The sequence below is a fragment of the Flavobacterium sp. RSSA_27 genome (genome assembly GCF_051547125.1).
Classification (GTDB): Bacteria; Bacteroidota; Bacteroidia; order Flavobacteriales; family Flavobacteriaceae; genus Flavobacterium.
In genome coordinates this window covers 73,428-100,113 of record NZ_JBPTTN010000003.1, presented here as the reverse complement: position 1 = coordinate 100,113, position 26,686 = coordinate 73,428, and the positions used below count along the sequence as shown (strand labels likewise).

The 26,686-nt window shown below is 34.8% G+C and carries 25 protein-coding genes; 8 read left to right on the top strand and 17 right to left on the bottom strand.

The window, feature by feature from the left end; all coding sequences use genetic code 11:
* Positions 1 to 16 precede the first annotated feature (16 nt).
* The 5 genes from mrdA to purH form a co-directional block, all read right to left on the bottom strand.
* The gene (gene mrdA, locus ACSVH5_RS05425; protein WP_438060440.1) at positions 17 to 1,969 is read right to left on the bottom strand and encodes a penicillin-binding protein 2; all 1,953 of its coding nucleotides are present in this window, start codon (positions 1,967 to 1,969) and stop codon (positions 17 to 19) included.
* Positions 1,966 to 2,472: a rod shape-determining protein MreD gene (locus ACSVH5_RS05420; protein WP_438060439.1), complete on the bottom strand. Its 507-nt coding sequence runs from the start codon at positions 2,470 to 2,472 to the stop codon at positions 1,966 to 1,968. Before ACSVH5_RS05420 ends, mrdA begins: the two co-directional genes overlap by 4 nt.
* Complete coding sequence (mreC, locus tag ACSVH5_RS05415) at positions 2,465 to 3,292, bottom strand: rod shape-determining protein MreC (RefSeq protein ID WP_438060438.1); 828 nt, start codon at positions 3,290 to 3,292, stop codon at positions 2,465 to 2,467. The genes ACSVH5_RS05420 and mreC overlap by 8 nt, the downstream gene beginning before the upstream one ends.
* 64 nt (positions 3,293 to 3,356) lie before the next feature.
* Positions 3,357 to 4,385, bottom strand: a complete 1,029-nt coding sequence (locus ACSVH5_RS05410) for a rod shape-determining protein (RefSeq protein WP_438060437.1) — start codon at positions 4,383 to 4,385, stop codon at positions 3,357 to 3,359.
* Positions 4,386 to 4,429: 44 nt separating this feature from the next.
* Positions 4,430 to 5,956, bottom strand: coding sequence for a bifunctional phosphoribosylaminoimidazolecarboxamide formyltransferase/IMP cyclohydrolase (purH, locus tag ACSVH5_RS05405; RefSeq protein WP_438060436.1), 1,527 nt, complete (start codon positions 5,954 to 5,956; stop codon positions 4,430 to 4,432).
* Between the two features lie 163 nt (positions 5,957 to 6,119).
* On the opposite strand from purH, the gene ACSVH5_RS05400 reads away from it, so the two are divergent.
* A complete protein-coding gene (locus tag ACSVH5_RS05400; RefSeq protein ID WP_438060435.1) occupies positions 6,120 to 7,367 on the top strand; it encodes an ABC transporter permease in 1,248 nt (415 codons plus the stop codon).
* Between the two features lie 125 nt (positions 7,368 to 7,492).
* Here ACSVH5_RS05400 and accD read toward each other — a convergent pair whose 3' ends face one another.
* The 3 genes from accD to ACSVH5_RS05385 all read right to left on the bottom strand — a co-directional run bounded on the left by accD (position 7,493) and on the right by ACSVH5_RS05385 (position 12,155).
* Positions 7,493 to 8,347 carry an acetyl-CoA carboxylase, carboxyltransferase subunit beta gene (accD, locus tag ACSVH5_RS05395; protein WP_438060434.1) on the bottom strand — a complete coding sequence of 285 codons (855 nt, stop codon included), beginning with the start codon at positions 8,345 to 8,347 and terminating at the stop codon, positions 7,493 to 7,495.
* Positions 8,348 to 8,441: 94 nt separating this feature from the next.
* On the bottom strand, positions 8,442 to 9,509 hold the full coding sequence (fbaA, locus tag ACSVH5_RS05390; RefSeq protein ID WP_438060433.1) for a class II fructose-bisphosphate aldolase: 1,068 nt from the start codon (positions 9,507 to 9,509) through the stop codon (positions 8,442 to 8,444).
* 63 nt (positions 9,510 to 9,572) lie between these two features.
* Positions 9,573 to 12,155 carry a BamA/TamA family outer membrane protein gene (locus ACSVH5_RS05385; protein WP_438060432.1) on the bottom strand — a complete coding sequence of 861 codons (2,583 nt, stop codon included), beginning with the start codon at positions 12,153 to 12,155 and terminating at the stop codon, positions 9,573 to 9,575.
* Positions 12,156 to 12,169: 14 nt separating this feature from the next.
* Between ACSVH5_RS05385 and ACSVH5_RS05380 the strand changes: the two genes are divergently transcribed.
* The gene (locus ACSVH5_RS05380) at positions 12,170 to 12,901 is read left to right on the top strand and encodes a TrmH family RNA methyltransferase (RefSeq protein WP_438060431.1); all 732 of its coding nucleotides are present in this window, start codon (positions 12,170 to 12,172) and stop codon (positions 12,899 to 12,901) included.
* Here ACSVH5_RS05380 and ACSVH5_RS05375 read toward each other — a convergent pair.
* Both ACSVH5_RS05375 and ubiE read right to left on the bottom strand, forming a co-directional pair.
* Positions 12,898 to 13,617: a porin family protein gene (locus tag ACSVH5_RS05375; RefSeq protein WP_438060430.1), complete on the bottom strand. Its 720-nt coding sequence runs from the start codon at positions 13,615 to 13,617 to the stop codon at positions 12,898 to 12,900. The genes ACSVH5_RS05380 and ACSVH5_RS05375 overlap by 4 nt on opposite strands.
* Before the next feature lie 21 nt (positions 13,618 to 13,638).
* Positions 13,639 to 14,370, bottom strand: a complete 732-nt coding sequence (gene ubiE / locus ACSVH5_RS05370; RefSeq protein WP_438060429.1) for a bifunctional demethylmenaquinone methyltransferase/2-methoxy-6-polyprenyl-1,4-benzoquinol methylase UbiE — start codon at positions 14,368 to 14,370, stop codon at positions 13,639 to 13,641.
* Between the two features lie 138 nt (positions 14,371 to 14,508).
* Between ubiE and ACSVH5_RS05365 the strand changes: the two genes are divergently transcribed.
* Positions 14,509 to 14,883: a hypothetical protein gene (locus ACSVH5_RS05365; protein WP_438060428.1), complete on the top strand. Its 375-nt coding sequence runs from the start codon at positions 14,509 to 14,511 to the stop codon at positions 14,881 to 14,883.
* Positions 14,884 to 14,955: 72 nt separating this feature from the next.
* Here the strand turns inward: ACSVH5_RS05365 and ACSVH5_RS05360 are convergent, their stop codons facing one another.
* Together ACSVH5_RS05360 and ACSVH5_RS05355 are read right to left on the bottom strand one after the other, a co-directional pair.
* Positions 14,956 to 15,441, bottom strand: a complete 486-nt coding sequence (locus tag ACSVH5_RS05360; protein WP_438060427.1) for a dihydrofolate reductase — start codon at positions 15,439 to 15,441, stop codon at positions 14,956 to 14,958.
* Positions 15,442 to 15,447: 6 nt separating this feature from the next.
* A complete protein-coding gene (locus ACSVH5_RS05355) occupies positions 15,448 to 15,777 on the bottom strand; it encodes a 2TM domain-containing protein (RefSeq protein ID WP_438060426.1) in 330 nt (109 codons plus the stop codon).
* Positions 15,778 to 16,010: 233 nt separating this feature from the next.
* Here ACSVH5_RS05355 and ACSVH5_RS05350 point away from each other — a divergent pair, with 233 nt between their 5' ends.
* Positions 16,011 to 16,307, top strand: coding sequence for an isoamylase early set domain-containing protein (locus ACSVH5_RS05350; protein ID WP_438060425.1), 297 nt, complete (start codon positions 16,011 to 16,013; stop codon positions 16,305 to 16,307).
* A gap of 24 nt (positions 16,308 to 16,331) precedes the next feature.
* Here the strand turns inward: ACSVH5_RS05350 and ACSVH5_RS05345 are convergent, their stop codons facing one another.
* From ACSVH5_RS05345 to ACSVH5_RS05325, 5 genes are all read right to left on the bottom strand, one after another.
* Positions 16,332 to 17,156 carry a thymidylate synthase gene (locus ACSVH5_RS05345; RefSeq protein ID WP_438060424.1) on the bottom strand — a complete coding sequence of 275 codons (825 nt, stop codon included), beginning with the start codon at positions 17,154 to 17,156 and terminating at the stop codon, positions 16,332 to 16,334.
* Between the two features lie 17 nt (positions 17,157 to 17,173).
* On the bottom strand, positions 17,174 to 18,460 hold the full coding sequence (locus tag ACSVH5_RS05340) for an amidohydrolase family protein (protein ID WP_438060423.1): 1,287 nt from the start codon (positions 18,458 to 18,460) through the stop codon (positions 17,174 to 17,176).
* A 72-nt stretch (positions 18,461 to 18,532) separates the two neighbouring features.
* Positions 18,533 to 19,156, bottom strand: coding sequence for a bifunctional nuclease domain-containing protein (locus ACSVH5_RS05335; protein WP_438060422.1), 624 nt, complete (start codon positions 19,154 to 19,156; stop codon positions 18,533 to 18,535).
* Between the two features lie 246 nt (positions 19,157 to 19,402).
* Complete coding sequence (locus ACSVH5_RS05330; protein ID WP_438060421.1) at positions 19,403 to 20,371, bottom strand: electron transfer flavoprotein subunit alpha/FixB family protein; 969 nt, start codon at positions 20,369 to 20,371, stop codon at positions 19,403 to 19,405.
* Positions 20,372 to 20,490: 119 nt separating this feature from the next.
* Positions 20,491 to 21,237: an electron transfer flavoprotein subunit beta/FixA family protein gene (locus ACSVH5_RS05325; RefSeq protein ID WP_159687800.1), complete on the bottom strand. Its 747-nt coding sequence runs from the start codon at positions 21,235 to 21,237 to the stop codon at positions 20,491 to 20,493.
* Positions 21,238 to 21,644: 407 nt separating this feature from the next.
* Between ACSVH5_RS05325 and ACSVH5_RS05320 the strand changes: the two genes are divergently transcribed.
* The 4 genes from ACSVH5_RS05320 (at position 21,645) to ACSVH5_RS05305 (ending at position 26,585) form a co-directional block, all read left to right on the top strand.
* A complete protein-coding gene (locus tag ACSVH5_RS05320; protein WP_438060420.1) occupies positions 21,645 to 22,625 on the top strand; it encodes a pyruvate dehydrogenase complex E1 component subunit beta in 981 nt (326 codons plus the stop codon).
* Positions 22,626 to 22,752: 127 nt separating this feature from the next.
* On the top strand, positions 22,753 to 25,254 hold the full coding sequence (locus ACSVH5_RS05315; protein ID WP_438060419.1) for a DUF5686 family protein: 2,502 nt from the start codon (positions 22,753 to 22,755) through the stop codon (positions 25,252 to 25,254).
* Between the two features lie 87 nt (positions 25,255 to 25,341).
* Entirely contained in the window at positions 25,342 to 25,950 is a 609-nt protein-coding gene (locus tag ACSVH5_RS05310) for a DNA-3-methyladenine glycosylase family protein (RefSeq protein ID WP_438060418.1), read from the top strand.
* A 104-nt stretch (positions 25,951 to 26,054) separates the two neighbouring features.
* Positions 26,055 to 26,585, top strand: a complete 531-nt coding sequence (locus ACSVH5_RS05305) for an inorganic diphosphatase (RefSeq protein WP_438060417.1) — start codon at positions 26,055 to 26,057, stop codon at positions 26,583 to 26,585.
* The last annotated feature ends 101 nt before the right edge of the window (positions 26,586 to 26,686 follow it).

Here is a 26,686-nt window from a genome sequence, read left to right as displayed (position 1 = left end):
TTAGAAAACTATGTGGTTAGGTTCTTTTGGTGCTATCTTTTTTTGTTCCAGTAGTTGATGATAGGACTTTTTTAGCAATTTTGGCTTGCTCAATAGAATCTTTAATTCTTAATTCTCTTCGTACATCCTCATTTAATCCCCCTAATTTCGCGTATTGACCTTGTAAGCTTGTGTTGAGTATTCTAGTCTCTAAATCCGTTCTAGTGATTTTTTTCTTTAAATATTTTTCAATCATCAAACTTGCAATTGGTCCTGCGATAGTAGAACCAAATCCACCGTTTTCTATCATAATGGCGATGGCAATTTTAGGATTGTCTTTTGGAGCAAAAGCTACAAAAATAGAGTGGTCTTTTAACTGAGTTCTAACCCCATTAATTTTGGCAAAATTTTCTGCAGTACCTGTTTTTCCACAAATATCAATGCCTTCCACTCTCAATCCAGCAGCTGTTCCCATATTATATACGTCAAATAAACCGCTGATAATGGGTTTAAAATGACTTTTATCTATGGTAGTAACATGTTTGGTAGTAAACTTTTTATCTATGGTTGTTCCTGCAATTTTTTTAATAATGTGAGGGGTGTAATAATACCCTTGGTTGGCTACAGTTGCCATCATATTAGCTAACTGAATTGGAGTCATTAAAACTTCTCCTTGACCAATTGCATTGGAAACAATTGCGGTACTTCTCCAGCCTCCATTTGGATACATTCTTTTATAAGTGGCTGAGGTGGGAATTTTCCCTTTACGACCAGTTGGTAAGTCATATCCCATAAACTGTCCCAAGCCAAAACTTTTTACGTGCTTACTCCATATATCTACAGCTTCACTAGGTTTGGCATATTTGTTAATGGTTTTCATATAAGCTGTTCCAAAAAAAGCATTACAAGATTCATAGATTCCGCGGTGTAATTGCAATAATCCACCTCTACAATGGCATCTCATGAAACGCCCTCTAGCATAGCTAAATCCATGATTACAAGCTACCGTAGTATTCTCATCGATTACTTGTTCTTGCAAAGCAACAAGTCCAGTCATAATTTTGAAAGGCGAACCAGGAGGGTATTCTGCTAGCAATCCTCGATCGTACAATGGCTTTGCTATAGAATCGTGGTACAATTTGGTGTAATTTTTAGAGCGTTGTCTTCCAACTAAAATACCTGGATCATAAGATGGAGCAGTGATTAAAGCAAGAATTTCTCCGGTTTTTGGTTCTAGAGCTACAATACCCCCTCTTTTATTTTTCATTAACTCTTCACCATATTTTTGGATTTCGGCATCAATGGTTAAGGTAATGTCTTTTCCCGGAATGGCAATGGTATCGAATCGACCTTCTTTATAGGAACCAATTTCACGATTGTATTTGTCTTTTTGTATGTAAGTGACTCCTTTTACTCCTCTTAAAATTTCCTCATAGCTCTCTTCAACTCCTTGTTTTCCAATCAAATCGCCACTTTTGTAATATGGGTTTTTCTTTATTAAATTCTCATTAACCTGAGTAATGAATCCAAAAATGTTGGCTCCATAATTGACTTCATAATCTCTTAGAGATCGCTTTTGGAAATAAAACCCTTCGTAATTGGTGATTTTTTCTTGAAATGCCGCAAATTCCTCTTTATTCAATTGTGATAAAAATACGGAAGGAAGTCTCGGGCTATACACTTTTGCTTTTTCAATGATTTTGATAAAATCTTCTTTTTGAATATTTAAAAGTTGACAAAATTCGAGAGTGTCTAAGTTCTTAATTTCTCTAGGGATTACCATAATATCATAAGAAGCTTGGTTGGCTACCAATAATTTTCCAAAACGGTCATAGATATAGCCACGCTCCGGATAATCATATTTTATCTTTATAGCATTGTTCTCAGATTTTAATTTTAAAGAATCATCAATGATTTGAAGATAAAAAATGCGAATTACAAGCAGAGAGGCCGCAATAATAATTAAAGCAGGCAACAAGACTTTTCTCATCGTTTATTTGGCTTAATAAGGTATATGATGGTAATTGATAGCAATAAGGTAAATGCTGTGCTTAACAAGGTTCGTAATAACACTTCTAAAATAAAGCTAAATTCAAATGCTTCGAGTGTGAACAATACTAAATGATGCAATAGTGTTGCAATTAAAAGAAAAGAGAATCGTTCGGGTGTCAATATATCATTTAGTTTAACCGTTTGATATTCATAACTCAATCCAAAAGAAAACTTGAAAATATAAGGTCTAAAGTAAGCTAAGATTAGACAAGCAGTTGCATGAACTCCTCCAGAATTGGAAAACATGTCTAAAACCAATCCTAGTAAAAAACTTGAAACAACCAAAGCGGTTTTGTTTCCATTCACCGGAAAAAGAATGATGTAAAGAATATAAGGAAAGGTACTAACATAACCGTAGAAGTTCATATTATTAAAAACAACTACTTGAATTGCTAGTAATAATATAAAGCGAAAAACATTGACAATTAAGGTACTATTCATCCTTTTTTCTTTGGTTTTCTAATTTTGTCATTTCTTCGTTTCCTTTGTTTTTTAGGATATAGACGTGACCCAAATTAGTCATGTCATTAAATAATTTTATGTTTAAAGTATAATAATTGGTTTGTTTATCAATGTAGATTTTGTCTATTGTTCCAATATTTATATTTTCAGGAAAAATTACTGATTGTCCGCCCGTTACTATGGTATCTCCTTTTCGAATAGCTGCTAATCGAGGTAAATCTATCAGTTGTACAAAACCTGTACTTTTTCCATCCCAAACTAATGATCCAAAATGATCGGATTTTTTAATCTTGGCATTAATTCTAGATTTTTTGTTTAAGATACTGGCAACTGTGGCGTAATTTTCAGAAGTATCATCAATAATTCCTATAATTCCTAGGCTATTAATTACGCCCATATCCGGTTTTATGCCTTGTTTTGTGCCTGCGTTTATGGTTAAGTAATTTTCATAAACATTATAGGAATTTTTGATTACTTTGGTCACTACAATATCCGAAGGTTTAACTCCCTTGATGCTGTCTAGTTTAGACATAAAAGAAGAGTCTTTAACTTGGAAAAGAAGGCTTCGTAACATGGCGTTTTCTAAGGCTAAATCGTCGTTCTCTTTTCTTAAATTTAGATATTCTTGAGCGTCATGTATTTCTTTATAAACTCCACCACTGATAACATTAGCCGAGCTTATAAGCTTACTCCTATGGTAAGAATGAAATTGAATAGTAAGTGTTAATGATATACCCAAAAGCAACAAAAACAGAATTCTATCACTGTTTCTAGAAATAAAATTAAATATTTGCTGCATTTTGTATTGGTATAATTAAGTGGTTATTAGCGAATGGTTTTTAATAGGTAACTTTAGAAAACGCTTACTTAATCAAGATACTTTTAAATTTAGTAATATTTTTTAAAGCCATTCCAGTACCGCGTACTACTGCTCTTAAAGGATCTTCAGCAATGTATACGGGCAAATCAGTTTTTTGAGAAATTCGTTTATCAAGACCTCTCAACATAGATCCACCACCTGCAAGATAGATACCAGTGTTGTAAATATCAGCAGCTAATTCAGGTGGGGTTTGAGACAAAGTCTCCATCACCGCATCCTCAATTCTTTGAATGGATTTGTCAAGAGCTTTTGCGATTTCACGGTAAGAAACCTCTACTTGCTTGGGTTTACCGGTTAATAAATCACGACCTTGTACAGACATGTCTTCTGGTGGACTATCTAAATCTTCTATTGCTGCGCCAATTTGAATTTTTATTTTCTCAGCGGTACTTTCTCCAACAAAAAGGTTGTGTTGGGTACGCATATAATATACGATGTCATTGGTGAAAACATCTCCAGCAATTTTTACTGACTTGTCGCAAACAATTCCACCCAACGCAATTACTGCAATTTCAGTGGTACCTCCACCAATATCAACAATCATGTTTCCTTTTGGTTGCATAATGTCGATGCCAATACCAATTGCAGCAGCCATTGGCTCGTGAATTAGATATACTTCTTTACCGTTTACTCGCTCACAAGATTCTTTCACAGCACGCATCTCTACTTCTGTAATTCCTGATGGGATACACACAATCATTCGTAAAGCTGGAGTGAACATTTTTTTGTTCAGTGCAGGGATACTTTTTATGAACATGCTGATCATTTTTTCAGAAGCATCAAAATCTGCAATTACACCATCTTTCAATGGCCTAATTGTTTTGATATTTTCATGTGTCTTTCCTTGCATCATGTTGGCTTCTTTACCAACGGCAATAATTTTGCCTGATATTCTGTCTCTAGCAACAATCGAAGGACTATCAATAACTACTTTATCATTGTGAATGATTAAAGTGTTTGCGGTACCAAGGTCTATCGCGATATCCTCAGTCATGAAATCAAAAAATCCCATATGTTTTTATGTATTGTAAAAATTATTTAACAAAGTTAAACAAATTAATGTTTAAAATGACGTGTCCCTGTAAATACCATTGCCAAATTGTTTTCGTTGCAATAATTGATGCTTAGTTCGTCTTTTATAGATCCACCTGGCTGAATTACAGCAGTTATTCCGGCTTTTTTGGCAAGTTCTACACAATCTGGAAATGGAAAAAAAGCATCACTTGCCATTGAAGCTCCATCAAGACTAAATCCAAAGGCTTTGGCTTTATCTACCGCTTGCATTAAGGCATCAACTCTAGAGGTTTGTCCAGTACCTGATGCAATAAGAGTACCGTTTTTTGCAAAAACAATGGTGTTCGATTTGGTATTCTTACATATTTTGGAAGCAAAAATTAAATCCTTTATTTCTTGTTCTGTCGGTGCGGTTTTAGTTACCGTTTTTAAATCTGATGCTTGATCAGTAATGTTGTTTCGGTCTTGAATCAATAATCCGTTTAAGCAAGTACGTACTTGTCTTTCTGGTAAGGCTACCTCGTTTTGAACCAAAATAATTCTGTTTTTCTTTTCTTGTAAAATAGTTAATGCCTCTGTATCATAAGCTGGAGCAATCACAACCTCACAGAAAAGTTTGTTGATTTCTATAGCAGTAGCAACATCTATTTTTGTGTTAGAAATAAGAACGCCACCAAAAGCAGAAGTAGGGTCGCAGGCCAAAGCAGCAGTATATGCTTCACGGATTGTGGTTCTAGTTGCTAGGCCACATGCATTATTATGTTTTAAAATGGCAAATGTCGGTCCATCAGTTTTGAACTCATTGATTAAGTTTACTGCTGCGTCAACGTCTAATAAATTGTTGTAGGACAATTCTTTTCCGTGAACTTTATCAAACATTGCTTCAAAATCACCAAAGAAGAATCCTTTTTGATGGGGGTTTTCTCCATATCGAAGCACTTGGCCATTGGCAATGCTTTCTTTGTAAATGGTTTCGTCTGTGTTGAAATAATTGAAAATGGCCCCATCATAATGAGAAGAAACATGAAAGGCTTTGGTAGCCAAAAGTTTTCGATCCTCAAGTGTGGTGGTTCCATTTTGGTTCGTAATCATATCTAAAAATAAACCGTATTGATCCATTGAAGAAACAATTACAGTGTCTTTAAAATTCTTGGCTCCAGCACGAATCAATGAAATTCCGCCAATGTCAATTTTTTCGATGATGTCTGCCTCACTAGCTCCAGAAGCAACGGTTTTTTCAAAAGGATACAAATCAACAATTACTAAATCTATTTGTGGAATCTTATATTCTTGCATCTGCTGCACATCACCTTCATGGTCTTGACGATTTAAAATTCCACCAAAAACTTTTGGATGTAGTGTTTTTACTCTACCACCTAAAATAGAAGGGTAAGAGGTTACATCTTCAACTGGGATAACGGGAATTCCTAGGTTTTTAATGAATTCTTCTGTTCCTCCTGTGGAATAAAATACGACATTTTGTTCGTGTAATTTTCTAACAATCGGCTCAAGTCCTTCTTTTGAAAATACTGAGATTAAGGCAGATTGTATTTTTTTAGTAGTGTTCATTTGTAGTAGTTTTTTGAAAGTGCAAAAATAGTTAATTTTTATAAATAAATTCATCTGAAATGATGTAACATTTTTATTTAAATTCGTACTTATTGCAGTATAATTTTCATTAGGTTTTTGACATATATTTAATCAATTTTAGCCTAACATAATATTTAAGTCTATGCTAGTATATCTTCGGTTGTTGAAAGAGAGTTTTAGTTTTGCAATGAATGCTTTGCTGGCTAATAAATTAAGGACTTTGCTTTCCTTGTTGGGTGTGACTATTGGTATTTTTTCCATCATTGCCGTGTTGGCCGCTGTGGATTCCTTGGACCGAAAAATTTCTAAAGATTTAAGTAGTTTAGATAAGAACACTATTTATTTGATGAAATTTTCTTTTGGACCCACCGATATTCCACAATGGAAAAGAGAGCAATTCCCTAATGTAAAATATGATGAATACATTTACATGAAGGAAGCAATGACCAATACGGAACAAATGGGCTATCAGATTTTTACCAAAAGAGAATCCATTAAGCATGAATCTAAAACGATAAGTGATGTAAATATTGTACCAGTTTCCCATGAATTTATCGATATCCAAGGATTAGAGTTTGAGCGTGGTCGATTTTATAATGAGTCGGAGGCTAATTCTGGTGCTGCAGTGATTGTTTTAGGTGATGAAGTTGCTTCATCCTTATTCGAAGGTAGTGATCCAATTGGTAAAACGGTACGTTTGTATGGTAAGCGTTTTACAGTAATTGGGGTGTTAAAGAAAAAAGGTTCTGGTATTTTTGACGAAGACGATACTTCTGCTTTTATCCCTGTGAATTTTGTGCGCCAATTGTATGGTGATAATAATGATGGTTTAACGAATGTTATTATTCTTAAGCCTGTGAGTGGAGTAGATATGGAGGCGTATAAAGGGGAAATTACTCAAAAATTAAGGGCTTTTCGAGGTTTAAAAGCGGGTGAAATTGATAACTTTTTCATCAATGTTTTTTCTGGGTTTACAGATTTTATCGACGGAATTATCGGGCAAATGAATGTTGTTGGCTGGATAATAAGTGGATTTTCGTTATTGGTTGGTGGATTTGGAATTGCTAATATTATGTTCGTTTCGGTAAAAGAACGAACCAATTTAATCGGAATACAAAAATCTTTAGGAGCTAAAAATCGATTTATATTATTTCAGTTTTTATTCGAAGCGATTATTCTTTCGTTAATAGGTGGAATTATAGGTTTGCTCTTTGTTTGGATTATTGCCATAGTCTTGACAAAAGCACTTGATTTTGAATTTGTTTTAGGGTTTGGAAATATTCTTTTAGGTACCAGTTTGGCAGCCTTTATTGGGTTGCTTTCTGGGATTTTACCAGCGATTTCTGCTGCTAATTTAGATCCAGTAGAGGCTATTCGAACAGGAATGTAGTTTGGATTAGTATACCAAATACACTACTTTTTAGTTCAAAAAGTTCGATAAGTTTTGATTTCAAACATAAAAAAATCCCAAGAATATAGTATTTCTTGGGATTTTGTATTTAAAAGTAGAGCGACTTATCGAATATCGTTGTTTTGGATTAAATCGATATACAAGTTGATTTTGTCTTTCAATTCTTTTCTTGGAGTAATGAAATCTAAGAAACCATGTTCTAATAAAAATTCTGCAGTTTGGAAGCCTTCTGGTAAGTCTTTTCCGGTTGTATCACGAACTACTCGTGGTCCTGCAAATCCGATTAGCGCACCAGGTTCAGAGATGTTGATGTCACCTAACATTGCATAAGAAGCTGTGGTTCCTCCAGTGGTTGGGTCTGTACATAACGAAATGTAAGGCAAGCCCGCTTCAGCTAATTGTGCTAATTTTACGGATGTTTTAGCTAATTGCATTAATGAATACGCTGCTTCCATCATACGTGCTCCTCCAGATTTTGAAATCATTACAAAAGGTAATTTGTTTTTGATGGCATAATCGATTCCTCTTGCAATTTTCTCCCCTACAACGGCTCCCATAGATCCGCCAATAAATGCAAAATCCATGCAGCAAATAACCAACTCCTTACCTTTGGATTTTCCAACACCTGTTCTTACAGCATCTTTGAGTTGTGTTTTATCCATCACATCTTTTAAACGTTCAGAATATTTTTTGGAGTCTACAAAATGCAATGGGTCTTTTGAGGTCATGTTTTTGTCCAACTCCATGAATTCGTTGTTGTCAAACAAAATTTCAAAATAGGTAGCACTACCAATTCGAACATGAAAATCATCTTCAGGACTTACAAATAAGTTTCTTGCAAGCTCATCCGCATCGATAATTTTTCCAGTAGGTGATTTGTACCAAAGTCCTTTTGGAACATCCATTTTGTCTTCGGTAGCAGTAGTAATTCCTTTTTCTTTTCTTTTAAACCAAGCCATTTATATAGTATTCAGTGTTCAGTAATCAAGTGTTCAATGTTCAAAATTCGCTTTACTATGCCTATTTAGAATAGTAAAGCGAAAAAAGAATCACTTATAGTGTATTTACATTATTTAAGTCAGCAAATGCTTGTTCTAATCTTGCATTAAAAGTCACTTCGCTTTCTCTTAACCATTTTCTTGGATCATAGTATTTTTTGTTTGGAGCATCAGCGCCGTCTGGGTTTCCAATTTGAGTTTTTAAGTACTCTAAATTGTTAACCATATAATCGCGAATTCCTTCTGTGAAAGCAAACTGTAAATCCGTATCGATGTTCATTTTAATTACACCGTATCCAATTGCTTCTCTGATTTCTTCTAAAGTAGAGCCAGAACCACCGTGGAATACAAAATCAACTGGATTGTGTCCTGTGTTGAATTTTTCTTGTACATAGTCTTGAGAGTTTTTCAAGATTTTTGGAGTTAATTTTACGTTTCCTGGTTTGTAAACACCGTGAACGTTTCCAAAAGAAGCTGCAATAGTAAAACGTGGGCTTACTTTTGACAATTCTTCATAAGCATAAGATACTTCAGAAGGTTGAGTGTATAGTTTTGAGCTATCAACATCAGAGTTGTCTACACCATCTTCTTCTCCACCTGTAATTCCTAATTCAATTTCAAGGGTCATTCCCATTTTGCTCATACGAGCTAAATAGCCTTTGCAGATTTCGATATTTTCTTCAATTGGTTCTTCAGACAGGTCAATCATGTGAGAAGAAAATAATGGTTTTCCAGTTGCTGCAAAATGAGCTTCAGATGCGTCTAATAAACCGTCAATCCAAGGTAATAATTTTTTTGCACAGTGATCAGTATGTAAAATTACAGTAGCTCCATAGGCTTCTGCTAAAGTGTGAATGTGTTTTGCACCAGCGATTGCACCAGCGATTGCTGCTTTCTCACCTGCATTTGAAAGTCCTTTTCCAGCGTTAAATTGTGCTCCACCATTAGAAAATTGAATGATAACGGGTGCGTTTAATTTTGCAGCTGTTTCTAATACTCCATTGATAGTATTTGATCCAGTTACGTTCACTGCAGGAAGCGCAAAGCCTTTTTCTTTCGCATATTTAAATATCTCCTGTACTTGGTCTCCTGTAGCAACTCCTGGTTTGATGTTATGTGCCATTTTACTTAATTTTTAAGTTATTTATTTTTTTATATCAGTTTGCAAAATTAATCATTTCTAACATTAGAAAGGGTAATTAATTCCAAAATTTAAGACTGATTTTGTGAAATTTAAATCTTTAAACCAACGACTTCCAGATGAGTAGGCAGGATTGTAGGTTTTGAACCCTAGGTCAAATCGTACAACAAAGAAATCAAGATCGTATCGAATCCCAAATCCAGTACCCAATGCCATTTCTTCTAAATCTTTAAGACTTGTAAACGATGCTTGTTCGAACTTAGTTGCATCAAGTACATTCCATATATTTCCAGCATCTGCAAAAAAGGCTCCTTTTACACTACCAGCTATCTTAAAGCGAAATTCAGCACTCAAAGCAATTTTCATATTGGCTTCATTGAAATCTAGAATTGAACCCGTACTTCCTGGCCCCAAGCTATAGGGTTGCCATGCTCTATTGTCATTGGTTCCTCCAGAAAAATAACTTCTAGAAAAAGGCACATAGTCTGCATTGCCAAAAGGAATTGCAATTCCGAAGAAGCTTCTAAAAGCGAGAATATTTTCTTTAGAAAAATCCCAATGCTTAATATAGTCTAACTCAAGTTTTACATACTCTGAATAGGGCAGGTTGAAAATTTCATAGTTTCCATTGGCATTTTTGGGGAGGTTAGTTGCTTTGGCTAGCACACTCAATAATGTTCCTGCAGATTCAATTCTTGTTTTAAATTGATAAAATGCATTGTCTTGTAAATCTTTTTTGGTGGTTTGAGTAAAAGTGTAACTAGTGCCAAGAATAAAGTCGTTTTCTGTTAAGCGTTGTCTACGTTCTTCAATACTCAAAACTTCTTTATACTCTTTGGAGTTGGGAAGAATAGTGGTTTGTGCAGTTAAAACATCGTATGTAAAACCTGTAGTTCCTGAATTTATAATTAAGTTTTGGGTCTTACTGTCTACATATGCTGGATTTGTATTGAAATTTTTTGCAATTTCATTTAAAGCTTTGTAAGAAGAACCATATACATTAAAGTAGTTGTCGGGATTTAAATTTCGAACAAATTGAATGTTTAATAAATCTAATCTAACGTTGTTATTTCGAATGGGATTCCAATTATAAGTCATCAACCCCGTAAAATTTTCTTTGTCTAAACCAATATTTCTTTGTTTATTAAAACCCGATGAGATTTGGGTATAGGGAATCATTCTTTTCGGAATAATTTTGTCCGTATTAATTGGGGAAAGTATGCGAGGAAAATTGAGTTTCAAATTAATCCCGTATTCCGTAACATTAAAAAAAGCATCATTTGGATTCGCAAAATCTTTTGAGGAACCCACATTGCCTCTTAGACCAATTTCTAATGTTTCGGCTTTGTTGAAAACGTTTCTAATGGTTTCTGTTACACTTGCTCCAATTCCAATATCTTGAATATTGGAATGGGTTAAGTCTAAAGTGGTGCTAAAACTATATTTTTTCCTTGGAGTAAGATATATTTTTGCAATGAGAGACCTTGCTGTACTGTCTCTTTTGTCTACTTCGTATTGTATAGTTGGATAACCAAAAATTTTCAAGTTATTCAAGGATCGATTCGTTAATACGGTTTTATTATCAGCAAAGATATTTCCTTTTGTAATAAAAACAGCGTCAGTAATTGCCGAGGGTTTGTATTTCAATTTCCCATGACTATACAGCTTAAAGTCTTTATATTCAGTGCTGTCAGTAACGGTTTCAGGAGGGTTTGCCTGTGAAAAATCAGTGTATATTTTTACATCACTTATTTTGAATAGTTTAAAAGGCACAGTATACGTACTATCATTTTCTTGATAACTATAATTTTTTATTTGCATATTCACATTGGCTCTGTTTTTTTTGCCAATAGTATCAATTTCAAAATTGATATTATTGGGTTGAAATTGAAAGGCGCCATTGTTTCTAAAAAGAGAAGTGATTCTGTTCTTTTCTTCTTCAAAATCACTTGTTTTGTATGGCTTTCCAGATTGAATTAAGCTGCTGGCAATTGCGGTATTGTATAACGAATCTAATTCAGGCGAAGTGATTGACTTTGAAATGGTGTCTAAAATGAATGGATCTGAAAGCATAATTTTGTAGTACACTTTTGCTTTTTTTGTGCCTACTGTATCAATCGAGTAAGTAGTTTTGGCGTTAAAATAACCCCTATTGAAATATAAATTATCCAATCTGTTGGCTGTTTTTTTTGTTTTTATCGTATCTATAATTACAGGAGGTTCCCCAATTTTTTTTAGAAATTGATGAATACCTTTGTAATAAAAAGATTCCCCAAGACGATCTACTTGTTTTGCAGACAACCACTTGGACATTTTTTCATATTTGCCTGGTTTTGAATCAAATTTTGCTTTATAGGTAGAGTCAGGATTCAAATTGGCAAGGTTGTATAAGGCAAGTCTAAGTTTGAATCCTCCAAAAGTTCCATTTGGGTTTTGATACATTTGATCCAATACAGTTTGATCCTTGATGGCTTTTTCATTTACTAGAATTTGGTTTTTGGTTAGTAAAAATTTGCCTTCAGGAACTCGCTTTACAGCATTACAAGCTGAAATAAATATTGCAATTAGAAGAAATGCAACTACTTTTGTGGAATTCTTTTTCAAGTGATCTTTATAAATATAATTCAAAAGTACATTTTTTTATGGTTAGTAAAAACCAAATAAAACTTATATCGAGTTTGCATCAAAAAAAACATAGAATAGCACATCAATTGTTTATTGCCGAAGGGGTAAAAGGGATTCATGAGTTGTTGAATTCTAATTTTGAATTAGAACATTTATATGTAACTGTTGATGATTTTGTAACTGTTGCTTCAACGAAAAAAACGGTAATTTCTGATGTAGATTTAAAAAAAATTAGTGCTTTAACTACACCTAATACTTGTTTGGCGGTATTCAAAATGCCAAAAGAAAGGGCTGTAGAGAAAGAAGGATTGATAGTGGCCTTAGATAGTATTCGGGACCCTGGAAATATGGGAACCATTTTAAGATTATGCGATTGGTTTGGGGTGAGTCAAGTGATTTGTTCCAAAGAAACCGTGGATTTGTATAATCCAAAAGTTGTGCAAGCTACGATGGGTTCTATAGCAAGAGTGACTGTAAATTATTTGGATTTAAAGGAGTTCTTGAGTACGACAGACTTACCTGTTTATGGTACTTTTATGGAGGGTGAAGTTGTTTACCAATCCAAACTTTCAACTTCTGGAATTGTTGTTTTAGGAAACGAAGCCAATGGGATTTCTCCTGAAATTGAAGCTTTAGTGACCCAACGAATTAGCATTCCTCGTTTTGGTGATTTACAACAAACCGAAAGCTTAAATGTTGCAACCGCAACTGCAATAGTCTTGAGTGAATTTAAAAGAAGGGTTTATTAATGAAAAGTAAAATTGATAAAAATAGCCCTGCTTTTTATCGATTCTATATTGCCAGTCCAAGGGCTATTGGGATCTTTGTCTCGAATTAATTCGTCATTGATTCCAAAAACCCCACGAACAGAGGGCGAAAAAATAAAGTACTCCGAGAAAATATCTATACCAAATCCTACTTCATAATTAGGTGTCCAAGTTTTCATTCTGAATCTTCCTTCAGCATTGTCTTCCAAAGATTTCGCATTACTTGATAAATTTAGAGTATAGGAGCCTCCTCCAACCAAATAAGGTCTTACATTTCCAGTTCGTAATGCAGAGAATTTTACTAATAGGGGAAAATGAATATAGGTGCTGTTTACTTCTCTTAAGAGATCATTTGTGTTTGGAGTGGAAGGGAAATAACTATTAGGAAAGTACAAGTCTCTTTTAGTATGATACAGCCCAGGTTCAAATCTCAAATGAATATATTCTTGTAATCTTAAATCAGAAACAAGCCCTACATTAAACCCTGTTGATCGCTTTACAAGGATATCAGGGACATTGTTTCTATAGTCAATTTTAAAATCATATCCGTTAAAGCCTAAATAGAATCCAAAATGAATTTTTTGTTTTTGGAAGTTTTCTAGGTTAATAATGGGGTCTTTGCTAAATAGATGTTTGTTGCTTTGAGCATTCAAGAAAATGGTGCAAAGTAAAAAAAAGATAACGGTTGTTTTTTTCATAGGAAACAGAGAAGTTGCTTATTATTTTTTAGAAGCACTATAAATAGTGGCCACACCGAATGTTTGTGGCATGTTCTTTACTTCTATAAACCCAGTTTCTTTCAAAATATTGTTTAAACGTTCGCCATATGGAAAAACTGCGGATGATTCCGATAAATAACCATATGCAGTGGTGTCTTTAGAAAATAATTTACCTATTAGCGGTAAAATATTTTGGCTGTAAAAACGATATCCTTGTTTGTAAGGCGTCTTTTCAGGCACTGAAGTTTCTAAAATAACAAAGGTCCCGCCAGGTTTCAAAACTCTGAGAATTTCCCCCAAACCTTTTTCAAGGTTTTCAAAGTTTCTTACTCCAAATGCTACAGTAATAGCGTCAAAATAATTATCTTCAAAAGGCATATTTTCGGAGTCGCCCAAAATCATTTCAATACGGTCTGATAATTTTTTTTCAGCTATTTTTTGAATCCCTATTGCAAGCATTCCTTCTGAAATGTCTAATCCAACGATTTTTTGGGCTTTTGTTTGAGCCATCAAAATAGCCAAATCCCCTGTTCCTGTTGCTATATCAAGAATTTTTTCAGGTTTTGATTTTGCAACAAGATCCAAGACTTTTTTGCGCCATTTGATGTCAATACCAAAAGAAATCACACGGTTTAAATTGTCATAATTACCAGAAATGGTATTGAACATAGTAGCCACTTGTTCTTTTTTACTTAATGGAGAATTTTTATAGGGAGTAACTTTTTCAGACATTGTTTTTTAGTTTTTACAAATATACTATAAAGTCGTTTAACACAGCAATTGATTTGGTTTTGAACCTATTTTTTTGTTTTGGGAGTTTTTTTGTGTTTGTTTTTAATTTTAACAAAAAAAAACAAAATATCACTAAAAGTGGGTATTGTACAGTATCAAAATATTATTCAATTTTGCCTTGTAAAAGAAGAAAAAATGGTTAGTATTACCTTAAAGACTCAAATCAAATGGTTTATTATTGCGCTGATAGTCGCATTTGTTCTTGTAAGTAGTTTTGAAAACATCGCTTTCACAAGCGGTACTTTTTTTGAAGCGCATACTACGTTCTTAGGATTAAATTTGTTTTTGGAAATAATAATTTTTTCCGTCTTTAGTATCTTTGTGGTATTTGGTATTAAAGGCTATTTTGAGTTGTACTCAAAAAAAATATCAAACATTATAATTTCAGTCTCTGGATCGATTTTGTTTCTTGGTATTTTATTATTGTTGTCTCAAATACTATTGCAAGAGTAAGTCGTCAACTAACCCTCTTTTACAAAAGAAAACATCCTGAAAAGGATGTTTTTTTGTTTGGAATCATTACTATTATTTAATTTTCAAATATGTTTCAAAACTATAATCATAGAGGTGTTTTTCGTCTTTCAAATGTTTTTCGGAAGCTGATAATTGCCAAATTTTGGGATCAATTTCTGGGAAAAAAGTATCGGCTTCAAAATGATGGTGTACTCTTGTTATGTCGAGTTGATCCGCAAATGCCAAAGCCAAGTTGTATATTTCTCCTCCCCCTATCACATAAATAGTTTCTGTTTTAGGACAGGCTTCAATGGCTTTTTCAATAGAATCTACTACAATACAGCCTTCGGGCTGGTAGTTTTTTTGCCTAGTAATGATTACATGAGTTCTATTTGGCAAGGGTTTTGGAAAACTTTCGAAAGTTTTTCGCCCCATGATAATGTGGTGTCCTGAGGTAATTGCTTTGAATCGTTTAAAATCATTAGGGAGGTGCCAAATTAAATCATTGTTTTTGCCTAAGGCAAGATTATCAGCCACAGCTGCAATAAGTGTAATCATGAGTTTTTATTTGTTTTCTTTTTCGATTTGGCGTTCCAATTGACTTATTTTTTTTTGCTGCAAAGCCATCAAGCGGTCAATTTGATCTCTTTCCCAATTTTTATCCATAAAACGATCCGTAATAAATACTTTTATAAAATGAAGGACGAATAAAAAAGCCCAAAAAGTAATGACCCATATGCACCAATTATTTTCTACGCCAATAGAAAAGAAGCGATGAGCTATAAATAAAAAAATACTAGTCAATGCAAAAAGGACAAAGTGAAAATACAATCTCTTTTTTTGCTTGATTCTGCGTCTGGCATATTCGTATTGTTCGTGATTGGCTTGGTCCATATTTTTTTGTAGATAAAGATAAAATTTATTTTGTAAATGTGATAATCTATATAATGATTTGGCTGCTATTGAGGATTTTTAAATTTTGAATTTGAATTTTTATGTACCCTAAAATTATGGTTTTATTTATTTTTTAACATTGATTGGCGTTAAGTTGTAAAAATGAATATACGGTATTTGTCTTTGTGTATTAAATACTTAACTTGGTATAAAATTATAAAAATCATAGCATTATGGCAATTAAAAAACAATTCGTAAAGACAAAACCAGTGTGTAAAGTTACCTTTTCTATTTTGGCAAAAGATGCTGTTTCTGCGGCAGTAGTAGGGGATTTTAACAACTGGAATATAGAAGAAGGTTCAATGGCAAAATTAAAAAACGGTACTTTTAAAGGTGTATTTGATCTACCAAAAGATGCTACCTATGAATTCAAGTATTTGGTTGATGGTAATTATTTAAATGACCCGGAAGCCGATGGTTTAAAATGGAATGATTTCGCTGCTGCTGAAAATTCTGTGATAGCAGTATAAAAAAAACCGCAATTGCGGTTTTTTTTATACTGCTACGCTCCCTTTTATAGTAGGATGCGGATCGTAATCTTCTAGAGTGAAATCTTCATAAGTGAAATCAAAGATGTTTTTTACATTGGGATTTAGTTTCATTTTTGGCAAAGGTCTTGGCTCTCTCGAGAGTTGCAATTCAATTTGTTCAAAATGATTGTTATAGATGTGAGCATCACCAAATGTATGAATGAACTCACCTGGAGCTAAGTCACAGACTTGTGCAATCATAAGTGTTAGTAATGCGTAGGAGGCAATATTGAAAGGCACTCCTAAGAAAATATCAGCACTGCGTTGGTACAATTGACAGGATAGTTTTCCATCAGCTACATAAAATTGAAAAAAAGCATGACATGGAGGTAATGCAGCTTTGTTGTTGGCTACATTTTCTTCAAAGGATTTCTTAGTATCTGGTAATACCGATGGATTCCATGCCGAAACTAATAGTCTTCGGCTATTGGGATTGGTTTTTAGTTCCGTAATTAAATCGGAGATTTGATCAATTTCTTCACTGTTCCAATTGCGCCATTGGTGGCCGTAAACTGGCCCTAAATCTCCATTGCTGTCTGCCCAAGCATCCCATATTTTCACACCGTGCTCTTGTAGGTAAGCAATGTTGGTTTCTCCTTTTAAAAACCATAGTAACTCATGTATAATGGATTTCAAATGGAGCTTTTTGGTGGTTACCATTGGAAATCCTTCGGCTAAATCAAAACGCATTTGATACCCAAAAACACTTTTGGTACCCGTTCCAGTGCGATCGCCTTTTTGTGTGCCGTTTTCCAAAACGTGCTTAACTAAGTCATGGTATTGTTTCATAGTATGGACCGCTTGTTTTATTGATTTTTATAAATTTTTCCGTCTTTCATTACAAAAGAAACGTCTTCTAATGTTTTAATATTTTTGAGAGGGTTATCATTTACAGCGATAATGTCTGCCCAAAAAGATTCTTTTAGTTGACCAGCTTCTTTATCGATTCCAAGTAATTGAGCATTAGTGATAGTTGCAGCTTGAATAGCTTCTATTTCAGGCATTCCTGCTTCTACCATGTATCCAAATTCTTTACCATTTATACCATGTGGAAATACACCGGCATCGGTTCCAAAGGCAATTTTCACCCCTTTTTTGTAAGCTTTGGCAAAAGTTGCTTTAATTTGTGGACCTACTTCACGTGCCTTTGGTACAACAATTTCAGGGTAGAATCCTGGTACTTCAGCGTTCTTTTCCACTTCTTTTCCAGCAGTAAGCGTTGGTACTAAATATGCATCATGTTTTTTCATTAAATCCATGGTTTCTTCACTCATAAAAGTGCCGTGTTCGATGGTTTTTATTCCTCCTAAAATGGCTCTTTGCATGCCTTCGTCACCATGAGCATGTGCAGCGGTTAGCATGTTGTAATCTTTGGCAGTAGCTGTAATGGCTTTTATTTCTTCAATAGAGAATTGTGGGTTCTTACCGCTTTTGGCTACACTTAAAACACCCCCAGTTGCAGTGATTTTTATTACATCTGCTCCTTCTTTATAGCGTTCCCTAACAGCTTTAACAGCATCTTCGGGTGAATTGATTACGCCTTCATGTGGTCCTGGGTCGCCTACTAATTTTCTATTACTTCCGTTTGTTGGGTCGGCATGACCTCCAGTTGTGGCAATAGCTTTTCCTGCGGTATAAACTCTAGGGCCTTTGATTAATCCTTTGTTGATGGCATTTCGTAAAGAAACATTAACTCCCGTTCCTCCTAAGTCTCTAACTGTAGTAAAACCAGCCAGTAAAGTGATTTCTGCACAATTCACGGATTGAAAAGCGATATCGGCCTCATTGTCAATATATTTTGAAACGTAACTTTTGGAATTAAGCTCTCCTTCAATATGAACATGAAGATCAATCAATCCAGGCAATACGTATTTATTTTTTAAGTCAACTTCAATATCATTTGGATTGGCTTTTGTGACAAAACCTTCTTGAATTTTTACGATTTTATTTTTGGAAACAACAATGGTTTTGTTGGAATGTATTTTGCCTGATTGGGTGTCTAGTAGGGATCCACAATGCAAATAATAGTCTTGGGCCATTACAACTTGAGAAAGTAGCATGGCAAAGCCAAAAAGTAGTTGTTTTAGTTGCATAGGGATACAGTTAGAGGAGCACGATTCATGATATTTCATTGGAATTTTTCCTATGTAGATACAGAGTGATGTTTACCGTTTGGAAATTTCATCTCTTATTTTAGCAGCTTTTTCATAGTCTTCATTGTTTACTGCTTGGTCTAAAAGATCATTTAGTTCTTGTAGGCTATAATTGGCATAAGTTGGTCCCGAAAGATTGGTTTCTTCTTCATGACCAAAAGTTTGAGGATTAGACAAAATACTGTCGATTTCTTCTGCCCCTGGATCGGTAGGGTTTGGGTTGGATTTTAAGTAGATACCTGCCTTATCTAAAATATTTTTATAGGTGAAAATTGGTGCATGAAATCGAAGTGCCAAAGCGATAGCATCCGAAGTTCTAGCATCAATAATTTCTTCAATTTTATCGCGCTCACAGATGATACTAGAATAAAACACACCATCAACCAACTTGTGAATGATAACTTGCTTCACTACTATATCAAAACGTTCTGCAAAGTTTTTAAATAAATCATGTGTTAACGGACGAGGTGGTTTGATTTCTTTTTCTAAAGCAATAGCGATAGATTGAGCTTCAAAAGCACCAATAACAATGGGTAACTTTCGATCGCCATCTACTTCATTCAAAATCAAAGCATACGCTCCATTTTGTGTTTGACTGTAGGATATTCCTTTTATGGTTAATTTTACTAAACTCATTTATTTTTTATAGAAAAAACAACTATTGATTTTGGTAGCTATTTGGTTTTTAAAGGTGCAATTTTAAACAAAAAAAGGCATAAAAAAAAGCTACCTAAAGCAAAGATACGATTATCTTGTTTTTGGGTAGCTTTATTGTGATTTAAATTTGCACTTAGTTACTGTTCCTTAGTGTTTCGTTATTTTTATAAGTGGTATACAATAACAAATTTATAAAGCTAAGAACTTAAAGTTGGCTACTAAGAACTATGAATGTTGTGCTTTGAAAGCTTTGAATTTTTCAATTAATTGAGGTACAATTTCAAACGCATCACCAACAATTCCATAATCAGCCACTTTAAAGAAAGGTGCTTCTGGATCGCTATTGATAACTACTTTTACTTTTGAAGAGTTAATACCTGCAATGTGTTGAATCGCTCCAGAAATACCTACCGCAATGTATAAATTAGTAGCAACTGGTTTTCCTGTTTGCCCTACGTGTTCTCCGTGTGGTCTCCATCCTAAGTCGGAAACTGGTTTTGAACAAGCTGTTGCAGCGCCTAAAACTCCTGCTAATTCTTCGATCATTCCCCAATTTTCTGGACCTTTCATTCCGCGTCCTGCTGATACTACAATATCAGCATCGGCAATAGCAATTTTTCCTGAACTTTTTTCAACTGAAGTCACTTTTACACCAAAATCGTTTGCATCGATTGTTGGATTAAAAGCTTCTTCTGTTAACGAACTTGCATTTTCAAAAATACCATAAGAATTTTTAGCAATTCCTAATACTTTTACTTCAGTGCTAATTTCGGTTGTATTGAAAGCTTTGTTTGAAAAAGCAGTTCTTTTTACTTGAAAAGGAGCTGTACTTACTGGCAAGCCAACAACGTTCGAAGCAAAACCTGCTTCTAAACCTACAGCTACTAATGAAGACAAATAGATGCTATCTGTTGTAGATGAAAGAATAACCACTTTTGAACCTTCTTTTTGAGCGGCTTGCTTGATTACATCGGCATAGGCTTTTGCTGAAAAAGTTGCTAATTGGTCATTAGTCACTTTTAAAACTTTATCTACACCATAATTTGACAATTCAGAAACATCCCCAGCATTTACAGTTACAGCTGTTACTGTAGTACTTAACGTTTCTGCTACTTTTTTAGCATAAGATGCAAGCTCGAATGCTACTTTTTTGAATTTTCCTTCTGCAGATTCTGCGTATATTAATATTGACATGATTTTTTTGTTTAAGAGTTTAAAGCTTAAGATTTAAAGTTTTGCAACTTAAAAACAGATACTAAAAACTGAATTATTTTAGATTTTTAAACTGAACACTAAAAACTGATAACTGAATACTAAATTACTTTAGCTTCGTTATGTAATAAACTGATTAGTTCATCCAAGTTATCAGCTGCTACCAATTTAACTGCAGATTTTGGAGCTGGTTTATCAAATTTTACTGCTTTAGTAGCTACATTAGCATCTACAGGCTCTAAAATAGTTAACGCTTTTGTTCTTGCTGTCATAATTCCTCTCATGTTTGGAATACGCAAGTCTTTCTCCTCAACTAATCCTTTTTGACCTCCAATGATTAATGGTAAAGTTGTAGCTACAGTTTCTTTACCTCCGTCGATTTCTCTAGAAGCAGTAACGGCATTTCCGTCTACGGTTAAGCTAACGCAAGAGTTTAAAAAGTTGTACCCTAAGATTCCAGCAATCATTCCAGGAACCATTCCACCGTTGTAATCTAATGATTCTTTTCCAGCGATTACTAAATCGTATCCGCCATTTTTAATTACTTCTGCCAATTGTTTGGCTACGAAGAAACCATCCGTTGGATTAGCATTTACACGAATTGCTTCGTTGGCTCCAATAGCTAATGCTTTTCTTAAAGTAGGTTCTGTGTCTGGCCCACCAACATTTACAACAGTTACCGTTGCGCCTTGTTGTTCTTGAAACCAGATGGCTCTTGTTAATCCAAATTCGTCATTTGGATTGATTACGTACTGAACGCCATTGGTGTCGAATTCTGAATCACCGTTAACGAAATTGATTTTTGAAGTAGTATCAGGAACATGACTGATGCAAACTAATATTTTCATAAGACTTATTTTTTTTGATAAAGCTTGACAAATTTAAAATAATAATTGGATTATTTACTATGCGTGCATAATATTTTTTCAAAACTATTTCGATTTCGCTGAATACGGAAAATTCTCTTGTTAAACTTAAATAAAAACAATTCTTATGGATTTATAGTTGAATGCTTATGGTTTGAATTTCACTTTTTTGGGTTAAATAGCTTTTTGTTTCGAAAGCAAAATGTGTCTTTTGACCCCATTGCCTTAGCCCAGATAGGAGCGGCATCCTCCAGTGGCGGGGTTCGCCACTAGAGATATAGCGGATAGCTGGAACTAGCTCCTAATAATTTTAAACCTATTTTATGCTTTAAAGTAGTTTAAAATATTTATTTTTGCTGTTCGAAAAAAACACACTTAGATATTATAATATGAGAACGATACAATTTAGAGAGGCGATTTGCGAAGCGATGAGTGAAGAAATGCGTCGCGATGAGTCCATATACTTAATGGGTGAAGAAGTTGCTGAATACAATGGTGCCTACAAAGCATCGAAAGGAATGTTGGCCGAATTTGGTGAAAAACGAGTAATTGATACTCCTATTGCTGAGCTAGGTTTTACAGGTATTGCAGTAGGTTCAGCCATGAATGGATGCCGTCCGATTGTAGAATACATGACCTTCAACTTTTGTATGGTAGGTATTGATCAAATTATAAATAATGCTGCCAAGATGCGTCAAATGTCTGGTGGGCAATTCAATATTCCAATTGTTTTTAGAGGACCAACAGCTTCTGCGGGACAACTAGGAGCAACGCACTCTCAAGCTATCGAGAATTGGTTTGCGAATACTCCAGGTCTAAAAGTTGTAGTACCTTCGAATGTATATGATGCCAAAGGATTGTTGAAATCAGCCATTCGTGATAACGATCCAGTTATCTTTATGGAATCAGAGCAAATGTATGGCGATAAAGGCGAAGTGCCAGATGGAGAATACACTATTCCGTTGGGAGTAGCTGATGTGGTGAGAGAAGGAACTGATGTAACAATTGTTTCTTTTGGTAAAATTATCAAAGAAGCTTTTAAAGCAGCAGATGAATTGGCTAAAGAAGGAGTTTCTTGTGAAGTAATCGATTTGAGAACCGTTCGTCCAATGGATACAGAAGCGATTTTGAATTCGGTTAAGAAAACGAATCGTTTGGTAATTTTAGAAGAAGCTTGGCCTTTTGCTAGTGTTTCTTCAGAGATTACCTATTTGGTACAAGAGCAAGCCTTTGATTACTTGGATGCTCCAATTCAGCGAATCACTACAGCTGATACACCAGCACCTTATTCTCCAGTTCTACTTAAAGAATGGTTACCTAACGCTGATGATGTAGTAAAAGCAGTTAAAAAAGTATTGTATAAAAAGTAACAGATGTTAAAAAGCATAAAATAGCTTTTTTTAACATTCGTAGTAGGGGTTTAAGGCTCCAACTTATCTTCTAATTATTATATTTGGGGCTTCATCGATACGCATTCGATGGAGCCCTTTTTTTATTATGAAAAAATCAATTTTATATCTCTTTATACATCTATTTATATTAGTCACTGTCACAAAAGCGCAAACCAAGGTTAGCGGTATAGTGGTAGACAAATCCAATCAGCCCATTCCGTATGCCAATGTTGTTTTTAAAAATTCCAATATTGGAATCGTAACCAATGAAGATGGTCGATTTTATCTGGAGTCGCCAAAAACATATACGGTCTTAGTAGTTACTTCTGTTGGCTTTACGGATAAAGAAATTATCTTAGAAAAAGCGGTGAATTACAATTTTAAAATTGTACTGAAGGACATGCTTGAATTGAGCGAAGTGGTAGTTTTTGCAGGTAAAACGTCAAAGAAAAACAATCCTGCCTTAGATATTTTGCGCAAAATTTGGGAGCGAAAGCGAAAGAACGGGCTGTATCAATTCAATCAATACCAAATGGAGAAGTATGAGAAGATAGAATTTGATATGAACACTATCGACAGTGCTTTTATGAAAAATAAAATTTTCAAAGGCATGGAATTTATTTTCAAGCAGGTAGATACCTCAAAGATTACGGGAAAAACCTATTTGCCCATTTTTATCAACGAAGCGTTGTATGATGTGTATGGAGACAACACCATCAAGAAAGTCAAAGAAATCAATAAAGCCAATAAAACCTCTGGATTTAATGGAAATCAGCAAATCTTAGCTTTTGTCAAAGATTTGTATTCTGATTACAATATCTATGACAACCACTTGACTTTTTTTGACAAAAGTTTTACCAGTCCCCTTTCTAGAACAGGGATAGATGTCTATAATTATGTATTGCGTGATAGCGCATTAATCGATAACAAATGGTGCTTTAATATTGTTTTCTATCCAAGACGTAAAAACGAATTGACCTTCAAAGGAGATTTTTGGGTAAACGATACCACTTTTGCCATCAAAAAAATCAATATGGCGGTTACCAAAAGCGCCAATATTAACTGGGTAAAAGACATTTATATCGAGCAAGAATTTGAGGTGATGAACGACTCTGTTTTTCTCTTGACTAGAGATTATTTAATGTCGGATTTTGCTTTGAACAAAAAAGAAAAATCAAAAGGAGTGTATGGCAAAAGAACCTCTTTTTATCGCAATCACGAGTTCAATAAACCCAAACCCACAGCTTTTTACAAAGACGAAGTCAATTTTATAGACAACGAAGTCTACAACAAATCCGAAGAATATTGGGAAGAGAATCGTTTTGAAAAACTCTCCAAAGACGAAAAAGGCGTTTACAAAATGCTAGATACTTTGCAAACCGTCAAAAAATTCAAGCAGTTGTATAGCTTGGTTTCCATCTTAGGAAGTGGCTATGTAGAGTTCAATAATTTTGATTTTGGAAATATTTTTTCAACTTTTGGTTTTAACGAAGTTGAAGGTATTCGACTTCGTTTGGGTGGGAGAACGTATTTTGGGCCTAACGATCCTTGGCGTGTCCAAGCTTTTACGGCTTATGGTTTTGAGGATCAAAAATTCAAATATGGCGTTTCAGGGAAATGGATGGTCGATAAGAAAAACCGAATCATCCTTTCGGGAGGAAATCGACGGGACATTGAGCAAATCGGTGCCAGTTTGACCACAACCAATGATGTCTTGGGACGAAGTTTTGCGTCTTCAGCTTTGTTTACTACAGGAAGTAACGGAAAGCTCACGAATATCAACTTAACCAGTTTCTCCTTCGAGATCGAACCTTTTAAGAACTGGACCTTTCAAACCGGAATATCGCATCGCACCTTAGTTTCGGCTTCGCCAACCTTTAGTCTAGATTATTATACCACTTTGCCCACGGCTTCGAATCCTGCGGGTGTTATCAAGAGTGAGGTAAAACAGTCCGAAGCAAATCTTCAAATTGAGTACACTCCCAACCGAAAAACTATTGGTTTTGGGGTAGAACGCGATATTGTAGACAGTCCTTATAGTCGTGTTTTTGTAAATTTCAGCCACGGATTCAAAGGCGTTCTAAACAGCGATTTCAGGTATGATAAAATTCAGGTGTATTACAAACAGCCTTTCATTATCGGGCCACTCGGAAGAACCAATTTAATTTTAGAGGCAGGAAAAACATTTGGCACCATTCCTCTAGGCTTGATGAGTGTCATTCCTGGGAATCAAACGTATTTCAGTATTGAAAATACCTTCAATAATCTGAATTTCTACGAGTTTATAAGCGATCAATACGTAACCTTGCAATGGAATCACAACTTCCAAGGGCGTTTGTTTGCTCGTATCCCATTTATGCGAAAACTCAATTGGCGTGAGGTTATGGGGGTAAAAAGCGTTTACGGAACCATTTCGGATGCCAACAGAGCCATTAATGCTTCAGGATTGCCCTATGTTGCCCCAGAGAACATTTATTGGGAATACAGTGCCGGAATTGGGAATATTTTCAAAGTATTTAGAATAGATTTTGCGTGGCGCGGTAATTATCGCGATGTGCCTGATGCGCAAAATTTCACTGTAAAAGGAACTTTCGGGTTTAATTTTTAGGAGCCTTTTCCAGCTGTCCGCTGTATCTCCAGGGGTGAACCCCACCCCAGGAGGATGCCGCTCCCATCTGGGCTAATAAAATCGATTATGCAAGAACCTTTTTCGTTATTAATTCAGCAAGAACCCGTTTTCAAAACTATAGTTGAGAACTACGGTTTACCTACTATTCCACAACGCCCTGAAGGTTTTGAGACACTCGTGCTTTTAATTCTTGAACAACAAGTATCTATTGATTCGGCCAAAGCCACTTTTTTGCGACTAAAAGAACTTGTAAAATCCTTTTATCCTGAAACAGTTGCACAACTAAGTGACGAGCAAATAAAGGCAGTGGGTGTTAGTCGTCAAAAAACAACCTATATCAAAGCTTTGGCTGCTGCACTCCTTTCAAAAGAATTGGTTCTTGAAGAATTGTCCTCACTTTCTGCTGCCGAGGTTCGTGAACAATTAATCAAAATAAAAGGCATCGGTCATTGGACTATCGATATTTATTTGATGTTTTCTTTACAAGCACCTGATTTGTTACCTCTTGGCGACATTGCAGTAGTAACTACCTTCAAAGAACTCTTTAATTTACACGAAAAAGGAGAGATGGAAAGCCATGCTCAATCATGGAAACCTTACCGTTCTTATGCTACCTATCTGCTTTGGCACCATTATTTAAGGAAGCGCAACCGCAAAATAGAGTACAATCCATGATCATGAATAAAGATATCATGATATAAGGTCATTTTTTTCTTGTATAAACGTTCGGTTTGTCTACTTTTGCAAAAAATTTATAAAAAGCTAAGACTTAGTAAACAATGACTGCAGACAAATTAAAAACTTTCGATGTATTGATCGAAATACCAAGAGGAAGTAGAAACAAATACGAGTACGATTTTGACATCAAAAGAATGCGTTTCGACAGAATGTTATTTTCGTCTATGATGTATCCCGCAGACTACGGGTTCATCCCAGAAACGTTAGCTTTAGATGGAGACCCGTTAGATGTTTTGGTTTTGATTAATGAGCCAACTTTTCCTGGTTGTGTGATGGAAGTAAAGCCAATTGGTGTTTTTCACATGGCAGATGATAAAGGACCAGATGAAAAAATAATTTGCGTTCCTGTTTCGGATCCAATTTGGAATAAATTGAATGATCTTTCGGATGTAAACACTCATTTGATCAAAGAAATTGAACACTTTTTTCAAGTGTACAAAGATTTGGAGCACAAGCAAGTGGATGTAGAAGGTTGGGGAGACGTGAATGAAGCCTATGCGATCATCAGAGAATGCAGCAAGCGTTTTGACGATATCGAAAATAAGCCTGAGGGATTATTTAGTATTAAATAATTTTAACTATATAATTTTATAAAAAAAGCAATACTTGGTTATGAGTATTGCTTTTTTTGTTTAAATTCGTTTCCAACAAGTTTTTTATAATAATTAAAAAA